The 2,820-nt window shown below is 43.5% G+C and carries 2 protein-coding genes; both read right to left on the minus strand.

Translation table 11 applies throughout. The features are described 5' to 3' along the window. Nucleotides 1-285: 285 nt before the first annotated feature. Entirely contained in the window at nucleotides 286-1,824 is a 1,539-nt protein-coding gene (locus ATH1_RS0117610) for a carbon-nitrogen hydrolase family protein (RefSeq protein ID WP_010424967.1), read from the minus strand. A gap of 221 nt (nucleotides 1,825-2,045) precedes the next feature. Further along, the coding region (locus ATH1_RS0117615; protein ID WP_010424968.1) for a YkgJ family cysteine cluster protein at nucleotides 2,046-2,820 on the minus strand (775 nt) is incomplete at its 5' end.

Here is a 2,820-nt window from a genome sequence, read left to right on the forward strand (position 1 = left end):
AAATCTATTTTTAAGGTCGAATGTAGCTCGAATGCAAGAATTTATACATGTTCTGTTGTGGAAAACTTTGCCATGCTCGTTTCATAGTTAGAACTGTTGCTGCGAAAAATTGTTCAACCAAATTCTTTCATCAACATATTAAACATTTCTGCATCTGCAAAAGTACTGTCGGTTCTTTTATCAGTGTCGCGTTCAACACCTTCAAGGAAACATCCAACCGTTCAGGTTTTTTGCGACTTTTCAATATCGCTGTCAATAATCATGTTTTGTTCGTGATTAAATGCGTTATTGAATAAGCCCGCTTTTTAGGCGAAGGTCGAATACATCGGTTCGGCGATCACGCAGATTTCTGACGCTTCCGTATGTATGGAGTTCGGAGAGAAGATCAAGGTCTACGTCGGCCACCAGGATCATTTCGGTGTTAGGGGTCGCTTCTGTCTTGATGCCGTTGGTTGGAAATGCAAAGTCGCAGGGAGTGAAAACCGCACTCTGAGCATACTGAATATTCATATTCGAAACCTTTGGAAGATTACCAACCGATCCGGCCATGGCGACAAAGCATTCGTTTTCTATGGCACGTGCTCTGGCACAATAGCGAACACGGCTGTAGTCGTTTTGCGTGTCGGTAAGAAAAGGCACAAAAAGAATTTTCATACCCTGCTCGGCCAACAGTCTTGACAATTCAGGGAATTCTACGTCATAACAGATGAGTACACCGATTTTGCCACAGTCGGTCTCATAAACCTTGAGCTTGTCGCTTCCGGAAAGGCCCCATGATTTAACTTCATCGGGTGTTACGTGTATCTTCTCATACGAATCATAAGTCCCGTTACGGCGACAGACATATCCTATGTTGTAGAGTTTATCATCCCGGATCAGGGGCATACTTCCCGTAATGATATTCACATTGTAACTGATGGCCAGTTGAATAAAACGGTCGCGGCATTCTTCGGTGTATTGTGCCAGGTTTCGGATGGCTTCGGACTCAGTGAGTTGATTGTATCGGGCCATCAAAGGTGCGTTAAAGAATTCCGGGAACAGGATGAAGTCACTTTTGTAGGCGGATACCGCATCAACAAAGTATTCAATCTGCTCGAAAACATCGTCAACAGTAGGGTAGTGACGCATCTGCCATTGCACCAGGCCAAGTCTGACAATGGTTTTGGTCTGCGATAATTGTTTGCCACGTTTGGTGTAATAAATATTATCCCATTCAAGGAGAACCGCATATTCTTTCGACTCGTGGTCGTCTGGCAGATAACCCTTCAGTACTTTCTTGACGTGAAAATCATTAGCCAGCTGGAAAGTAAGGGTGGGATCGTAAAGCTCTTTAAGTTTGACTTTTTGGATGTACTCTTTAGGTGTGAGTTGATCTGCTACTTTGTAATAGTTTGGTATTCTTCCTCCGAAAACAATTCCTTTCAGGTTAAGATGTTCGCACAGTTCTTTGCGTGCATCATAGAGACGTCGTCCCAGGCGCAACCCCCTGTAGGCGGGGCGGATAAAGATATCTATGCCGTAAAGTATGTCACCCCTCGGATTGTGGGTACTGAAGGTCATGTTCCCGGTTATCTCATTATAGGTGTGCTCATCTCCAAAATGTTCATAGTTGACAATCAGAGAGAGTGCACAGCCCACAATTTTGTCATTGACCAAAACTGCCAACTGGCCTTCGGGGAATATGTCAATTAAGGTACGGATGTTTTGTTCGTCCCATCCCGGGCCTTCCCAGTTGCGATAAGCTTCTTCCTCTGTGGTTCTTAACTCCTGATAGTCGTCTATATTTAATTGTCGCAGTTCTACTTTTTCAATTTCTTCGCTCATACTCTGACAAATAGATTGTTTGATTATTAGATGATTGGGTGTTTGCCGGTTAAAATTGTTTTTCCAAAACTTACCTTAAAAGTACATTTTTTTGGCGAAAGTAAAAGATTAAACCAAATCGGGAAAATTTTGCCAGGACAATGTTATCTGAGAACACCAACACGATTATAAATCAGTGGATTTTGCCGATTTTATTATTTTGGTGTCCGAAAAATGCCAGATCAATCATCCGGCAGTTCGTCAAATGGAAAACCATCATGAATGGTTGCGCCCTGTAACCATTCTCTTGTTTTTTCCGGAGCTTCAAGCAGACAAAGAAGGATATGCTCAATCCGGTGTTCCTCAATTGCGAGTCCCTCTTCGCGCAAGGCCGAAGCAAATCCTTCATTTAGCTGTCGTCCGGCTTTCAGGGTGAAGTCAAAGAGCGCGGGTATGACGTTCGGATCATCAGGCCGGTCGAATTTGGCTTTGCAGCTTTTTTCACTGGATGAAAGATAAATGCGGCATGCCATGGGTCGTACAGGGTAAACCATGCAGCTGCCCTTGCGCAAAAGCGGGCAGGGGTGAGAAGTTTTGAGGGTGTCGCCCGGACTTAACCTTTTTAAGCGGTCGTCTTTTTCCCTGGCTTTATCTTTTATGTTTTCGATTACTTCTTCAGTGAATCGTCTTTTCAAATAATCCACCACTACAATCATTTCATGCGTTGAGGCGAAAACGGCCTGATGGCAGCACCATTGACAACCCATGTGGCACTCAACCGGTATGGTTTCAGTTTCACACCTTTGCGTGAAGGCGTCAATCAATAAATCGACATTGTGGTGCAACTGCCGGATGCTTATTTTCAGTTTTGACAGGTCTTTTTCTACCGCATGGGTTTTGGCCAGACTGTTACCGTCAGCAAAAAATATCTGTTCGAAACCTTTGGGGTGAGAATCTTTTGTCATTTTATTGGATTGAAACACATAAGATACATAAAAAATTAGGGTAATTTTCTGT

This window comes from Anaerophaga thermohalophila DSM 12881, from assembly GCF_000191885.1.
Lineage (GTDB): Bacteria > Bacteroidota > Bacteroidia > Bacteroidales > Marinilabiliaceae > Anaerophaga > Anaerophaga thermohalophila.